At 63.2% G+C, this 6,814-nt stretch carries 5 protein-coding genes; 1 reads left to right on the top strand and 4 read right to left on the bottom strand.

The annotated features are described in order from the left end of the window. From ACVWY0_RS21875 to ACVWY0_RS21885, 3 genes are all read right to left on the bottom strand, one after another. A partial coding sequence (locus ACVWY0_RS21875) for a hypothetical protein (protein WP_485838563.1) occupies nt 1-1,570 on the bottom strand: 1,570 nt, incomplete at its 3' end. A 470-nt stretch (nt 1,571-2,040) separates the two neighbouring features. Continuing rightward, the gene (locus ACVWY0_RS21880) at nt 2,041-2,982 is read right to left on the bottom strand and encodes a metallophosphoesterase family protein (RefSeq protein WP_485838564.1); all 942 of its coding nucleotides are present in this window, start codon (nt 2,980-2,982) and stop codon (nt 2,041-2,043) included. Between the two features lie 49 nt (nt 2,983-3,031). Then, nucleotides 3,032-3,916, bottom strand: a complete 885-nt coding sequence (locus ACVWY0_RS21885; protein ID WP_485838565.1) for a DUF4241 domain-containing protein — start codon at nt 3,914-3,916, stop codon at nt 3,032-3,034. Nucleotides 3,917-4,140: 224 nt separating this feature from the next. On the opposite strand from ACVWY0_RS21885, the gene ACVWY0_RS21890 reads away from it, so the two are divergent. Next, entirely contained in the window at nt 4,141-4,878 is a 738-nt protein-coding gene (locus tag ACVWY0_RS21890) for a hypothetical protein (protein ID WP_485838566.1), read from the top strand. A 142-nt stretch (nt 4,879-5,020) separates the two neighbouring features. Here the strand turns inward: ACVWY0_RS21890 and ACVWY0_RS21895 are convergent, their stop codons facing one another. Beyond that, a complete protein-coding gene (locus ACVWY0_RS21895; RefSeq protein ID WP_485838567.1) occupies nt 5,021-6,607 on the bottom strand; it encodes an alkaline phosphatase D family protein in 1,587 nt (528 codons plus the stop codon). Between the last annotated feature and the right edge of the window lie 207 nt (nt 6,608-6,814).

Genomic DNA, 6,814 nt, shown 5'->3' on the forward strand with positions numbered 1-6,814 from the left:
CCCAGGACCACGACGTCGGCGAGTCGGTGGAGGTATCGGTGAAGGCCACGTCCAGCGGCGCGGTGCCGGAAGTGGGGGTGGCCGTGAAGGAGGCAACGGGCGCCGTATCACCACGGTCGTAAAAGTGCCAGTACCGGTTGGTGGCTTTCACATCGGCGAGCACCAGCAGACCGCTGTTGGCCGTGCCCCGCGCCGCGCTGTTGAGGTTCTGCTTCGTTGACGTCACGTTGTGGACATACTGGTCGGCGTCGACGATACGAGCCGTCTTCGCGGTGGTGAAGCTGATGTTGTCCAGCGGCGTGGACTTCTCGTAGATCGCACCCCCCGAGTTAGTGCAGACTCCAGCGTTCGTCGTGCCACTCGGCTTCGGATAGGTAGCGAAGGTACGCAGCCTCTGCGTGCTCTCATCAATCAGGACGATCACCCGGTTCGGGCACTCCGACACAGTCGCGATCGTGTGGGCTGACCAGGTCGTATCACTCAATGCCAACAGCTGGATCAGCGGCTGGGGCGCGGACGTGAAGGACGTCTTGACAGCGGCGAAAACCCGGCCGCCCGAGGAGTCCAGCCACTTCAAATTCATGTGGTCATCACCGGTGTCCGGCCCCGACACCGCCGCCACAGGTGCGCTCCAGTCGGTGTTCGACGCTCCATCGACGTGGTAGCTCCAGTACATGCCGTCCGTGGCGTCACCGACCTCCCGGCTCCACATCAGACCCATCTTGCCGGGTCCGAATGCGATCACAGCCGAGGTGTCGTCCACAGATACGTTGCTCAACGACGCAGGATGCGGGAACGGCGTGCCCCATGTTGCGCCGTCCGTGCCAGTGACGTTCAGATAGATCTTGTTCCCCTGCTGCCACGTGGCCCACACCCGACCCGTCGAGTCCTTATCGATGGTCAGGGTCTCAACCTTGTAGTTGTTGATGTTTGTAGAGGACAGCAGCGAGTAAGTCTTAGTACTCGAGTTGTAGCTGTAACGCCGCATCGTCGACGGGAAGTTCGGCTCAGCCGGCAGGGTGTCGGCGACGAACCGATAGCTCGCCACGTACAACGTCGTCCCGTCCCACAACACGTCATGATGAGTGTTCGCCCGCGTGTCCGTCGCCATGCCCGTATCGACCCACGAGCTCGACGCGGCATTGAACCGGAAGATATGAAAATCCGAGCTGGCAGTGTCCCACAGGTTCCCCCACCAGAGCCCGTCGTTGAACCACAACCCGCTCGTCGCCCGCTTCGTACCCGTCGGCGTCCCCGTCCCCGAATGCGACGGACCCTCAACCCCAACATCACCCTCAGCAGCCGACGCCGCAACCGGCACCACCAGAACACCACCCAGCGCAAGCAGCAGCGCTGTCAGCAGTGCATGGAGCCGCAGATTCCGCGACCCGCGTAGACGAAGACCAGCCGAGCGACCACCTCCCAGCTTTACGCCAAGCCAGGAAGTCCTGCGACCTCTACCACGCCCGCCCATGTGGGCAAATGCATCGTCCAGCAACGTTGCTCCCCGGAGTTGAACGTCGATCCCCAGGGCGAAGGCCGTGATGAACGCGAGCAGGGTCTTTCTCATGGTCTCTTCCCGGCGGATAATGGATTCTTCGGTTGCCGCCGCTGTCACCGGCGACGGGCATCAGGTTCCGTGAGTCGCGCCTCCCCGGCCCTCGAAGCGAAAGAGCACGCCCAGGCCTGCGGAAATGGCAGTTCCACGAACAGTGCCCGGATGTGCCCCTGATTCAACTCGTGTGATCCCTGTTTTCCGAGGCGAAGGTTTCTTCACAACTCTTCTCCGTTCGATTTTGTCAGGCGTCGCGGCAGGCGTCTGGTCAGTGTATGCCCGGGACAAGAGGCCAACCAGCGTGGTGAGGGGCTGCCGTGTACTCGTATTTTCTCGCAGGCGCTACCCGTCTTTCAGCCCGGACTACCCGCTCTTGGTTCATGACCCAAGACCGGATTATCCGGCGGGCTGGCGCCCAGCACCGCATGCGGTCTCCCAACTTTGATGGTGCCCCTGGGTCTGGGAGGGCTTGGCGGGTGCCTTTACTACGGTGCGGAACGCGTACCTGCGTCTGTGTCCGACCCCGACGTTGGAACGAAGTTCCAGTCGAAAGACCCGTCGTCTCGGAGTGTCATCCGAAGGAACCCGTGGGTGTCGCTGAACCGCTTCACGATGTACGACGGACTGCTAGTGAAGGAGCGGAGATCGACACCTCCCGTGGAAACCTGGAACGCTGTCATCCCGTCACTGACGCACTGGTCAGCGTTGTTCACCGGACATGACCGTTCGTAGTTGTGCTGTGACCCTGACAGGGTCAGACGGACCCGGTGCTTCCACATCACGTCGATCCACGGCTTGTGGTCAGCGGCCCGCTCATGTTCGTTCGTGTTCGACGTGAAGTAAGGTTCGTGGTATGCGACTGCCAGGTGCTTACCCGCCGCCTTAGCAGCAGCGAGGTCGTTGTCGAGCCACGTCGTCGACGCCCGAGCCTGCGTGGGGTTGTACCGCCAGTGCGCGGACGACAGGAACGCGAAGTGCCAGTTCCCGAAGTCCTTCGAGTACGGTTCCCCGTTCCCGATGAACCCACGCTGCTGGTTGATCGCAGCCTTTTCCGGAGACCCCGGGCATTGGCCATTCATGAACTTGTCGAGGTCTTCGTTGTGGCCGGGTTGCCAGTCGTGGTTGGGGGCGGACACCCAGTACAACTTGGGCATCGTGCCACCCCACAACGGCGTCCAGTAGTTCACGTAGTCATCGCAGTACGCCGTGTCGTACTGGAAGTCCCCGAGCCCTAGGAACGCGTCAATGTCGTTGTTCTGCACGAGCCGGGTAATTGCCGCACCGTTCCGACCGGACGGGCTATCAGGCGCATAGTTCTTGACGCCGTTCATGTCACCGACAGCAGCGATCCGAACATCAGGCGGCTCCGGAGCGCTGGTGCAACCCGCGACGGAGACCGCCAGAAGGGCTGCGGCGGTTGCGGCCACGCTCCGGAAGGATCTGAAACGAGTGAGCACTGACTTCATCCGATAACCCTCAGATGTGCCGGTACTCGAGGTACTCGGTGACCTCGAGGACGGAGCCCGGCGGAGGAGGCGCGTCCGGGTTCCACGTCCTGCTGACGGGGCCGGGTTGGAACGGCACGCGGCTGGTGCGGAGGATGTTCTCTGCGAGCACTCGGAAATCGATAACGAGTGAGGTGAGACCGCCGTCGGCGGCCAAACCCCAGTAGCACGGGTAGGTCCCGTCGCCGTACCCGCTCGAGACCATGACCGCGTCCACCACCTCGCCGGCGAGGCCGAACATTGTGCCCGGCGTCTCCATTAGCCGTTCCACGTGCTCTTGAAACATCGCCTCGACGCGCTGGGCTTGGCACTCCACCAGCGACCCGACGTCGAGGATGGCGACGTTTCCGGCGTCGACCCCTACCCCGTGCGTGCCGTCGGTGAACTCGGCGGGGTGCCAGCTGACCGCCGGCGCCTCGGAGAGCAGCAGCCGTACTGCGACCGTCATTTCCGCCGCCGTGGCGACTTCGACGGCATACGTCCCCGGCATGATCCGCCGCGCCAAGGGGAGGAAGTGCGCGTCAACCGAACCCAAGTCCAAGACCGTGAGCACCCCGGAGGCGCAGGTGAGCTTGCCGAGGTGGCGGACCGTCGCCGTGTCCTCGTCGACCTCAACGTCGGTGATCTGCTCGGCGGACGGGTGGTGCGCGGGACTCGAAGACAACGCACCTTCCTGGCCGGTGCGGACTCCCGGGGTGCAATGGGTCGCGACCAGGTCCGCCAACTCAGCGGCCCAGGCTTCGAACACCCCAGGGTCGAAAGCGAACATGCCCGGCGATTTGCCTGAACGCTGCCACCTCGTGTGGAAATCGGCTACGAAGGCCTGGATCCTGCCGCGTACCTCGTCCTGAGTCATGCGGCACATCCTACCGCCCCACGGTGACCCCTCTTCCTAAGCCGGACGAGCGTGCAGTGGGTCCGTCGTCGTCGTTCATGGGGCAGTGCCCTCTCCATGCGGAGTGTTCGTACAGGGGGTTCAGGTTCACGACGGACTGCACTACCTTTCTCCTATGGCCATGGGCAAGCAAGGGTGCTCTGACCCCCTACAGGAATTTCTACTCAGAAGGAGTGGGATAGGTCATGAATCAACGATCCAAAATATTCTTTGCTCTCGTCGTCCTGTTGCTTGTTGTTGGCGGGGCGGCACTTTTTGTCTTCGACAACACAAAAAGGAGTAGGGCCGCGGAGTACGATCCGCAGATCAACCCGGCCGATTTCACCACCAAAATTACCAATAAATATTTCGCCCTCCCCGTCGGCAAAAAAATGACTTACGAAACGACCGAGCAGGGAAGCGTCACCGAGAGGATTGAAATCGAAATCCTGCAGGAGACCAAGACCATAGAGGGCGTTGAGACGGTCATCTACTTGGACAAGGAATACAAGAACGGGCAGCTCGTAGAGGAAACCCGGGATTACCTGGCACAACACAAGAACGGTGACGTGTGGTACTTCGGCGAGGACGTGAACAACTATTGGTACGGGATGTTGCTGGACCACTCCGGCAGCTTTCTCCACGGAAAAGATGGCGCAAAAGCCGGCATCTGGATGAAGGCCGAGCAGCGCACCGGCGATTCCTATAGGCAGGAATTTTACGTTGGTCATGCAGAGGACATGCGGGACACCGTCGCTACCGGCGAGACCGTCGCCACGAAAACCCGCACCTACACCGGCTGCATCAAGGTTTACGACTGGACGCCGCTCGAAAAGAATTCCCGGGAGCATAAATATCACTGCCCCGAGGTCGGTGCGCTGGTCCTGACCGAGGACCTGCAGACCGGAAGACGGTCAGAACTCGTGAATGTTGTCCAGCCCTAGCTTTCCAACAGCACGGCAAATCGACGAGCTCCGGCGGATGCCGGAAGCCACGCCGCACGACTGAACGTCCGGCCGGTCTGCGCCCCGGCCGGACGTTCCGCTAAAAACAGTTGTCGAGCCTACCCCCGGGGTTTCGACAGGCTCAACCACCGACCAGTCCGGGCACTCCGTCTTGGATTGTGAAGGAGGCTTTCGTGCTGACGGGGGATCCCGGCGTCGTGACGTGGTCCAGGACCCGGAAGTCGGCGGTGAGTGCGTCCTTGGTGATGCGGGTGTTCACGTAGCCGCGGTTGTCGTTGTAGAACTTCAGGTGCGGGTTCCAGGCCATCACCGGATCCATCGTGGAGCCTGTGCCGTTGCCGGAGGAGGTGATGGAGGTGCAGACCAGTTCGGAGCCGACCACGGGGGAGTCCGGGTCCGTGTAGTCGACCTTGAGGTCGTTGGCCCAGTTGCGGTGCACGTCGCCGGTGAGGACCACGGCGTTGCGGACGTTCGCGTCCACCCAGCCCTGGGTGATGCGGCGGCGGGAGGCGGCGTAGCCGTCCCACCCGTCCATGGAGACGTCGTCGATCTCCGGTGCCTTATCCCTGTCGCGTTCGGCGTAGAAGACCTGCTGGCCCAGGATGTCCCAGCGCTGGGTGGAGTTCTTGAGGCCGTCCAGCAGCCATTTCTCCTGCTCGGCGCCGGTGATGGTGCGGTCCTCGGCGAGGCGTTCGGTGACGTTTTTCTTCCAGCCGTCCCCGGCGAGTTGGTCGTCGCGGTACTGCCGGGTGTCCATCATGTGGAAGTTGGCCAGCTGGCCCCACTGGATGGTGCGGTAGATCTTCATGTCGAACCCGGCCGGCACGGAGGAGGCCCGCAGCGGCATGTTCTCGTAGTACGCCTGGAACGCGGCGGTGCGGCGCTGCCGGAAACGCTCGGTGGTGTCGTTGAGCTGGCCGGCGTCCTTGTTCTCCGGGATCTCGTCCGCCCAGTTGTTGTCCACCTCGTGGTCATCCCACACCACCAGCCACGGCGCGATCGCGTGCGCGGCCTGCAGGTCGGCGTCGGACTTGTACTGCGCGTGCCGCTGCCGGTACCCGGCCAGGCTGGAAGTTTCGGGGCCCTGGTGGTCGCGCGGGTTGCCGCCGCCGATCACGTAGTTGCCCTTCTTGTACTCGTACAGGTAGTCGCCCAGGTGCAGGACCAGGTCCGGGTGGTCCTGGGCGAGACGGGTGTAGGCGGTGAAGTAGCCGTGCTCGTACTGCGAGCAGCTGGCGAACGCCATGGCCAGCGCCGCCGGCGTCTCGTGCGGCGCCGGGCTGGTCAGGGTGCGGCCCACCGCGCTGACGTGCCGGCCGGTGCGGAACCGGTAGAAGTACTCGCGGCCCGGGCGGAGGCCCTTGAGCTCTACGTGGACGGAGTGGGCGGTTTCGATCCGGGCAGGCTCGACGCCGCGGGCTACTACCTTGCGCATGCCGGCGTCCTCAGCCACTTCCCACGCCACCGCGACGTTGCGGGAGGGCATGCCGCCCAGGCCGTCCTCGGCGATGGGGTCCAGTGCCAGCCGGGTCCAGATCACGAAGCCGTCCGGCCAGGGCTCGCCGGAGGCGATACCCAGCAGGAACGGATCGGTGCGGAGACCGGCGTCGTCCGCTATGGAGGTGGCGACGGCGGCACCCGGCCAGGCGGCGACGAGCCCGGCCCCGAGGCCGGCGGAAAGGAGGGATCTGCGCGAAATGTTGTCCATGGCTTCGACCGTAGGGAGGCCGGTTGGACAGGTTCTGAGGACGGTGTGAATGCGTGGTTAACGGCGTGATAAGAACTGAATTGCGAGCACCATTCGTGGGTCCCGTGGCGCTCCCCGAGGAATCATGTCAAGATGCCCGCGTAGCGTTTATCGAAGAATCATTTGATTGTGCCCGGATGGTTGGTTGGCTCTTGGGGCCTTGTTTGG

Source organism: Arthrobacter sp. UYNi723, from assembly GCF_054057635.1.

Bases quoted from the DNA above. Each gene is read 5' to 3' on its own strand.
- ACVWY0_RS21890 (WP_485838566.1), top strand. From the start codon at position 4,141: ATGAATCAACGATCCAAAATATTCTTTGCTCTCGTCGTCCTGTTGCTT.
- ACVWY0_RS21895 (WP_485838567.1), bottom strand. From the start codon at position 6,607: ATGGACAACATTTCGCGCAGATCCCTCCTTTCCGCCGGCCTCGGGGCC.
- ACVWY0_RS21885 (WP_485838565.1), bottom strand. From the start codon at position 3,916: ATGACTCAGGACGAGGTACGCGGCAGGATCCAGGCCTTCGTAGCCGAT.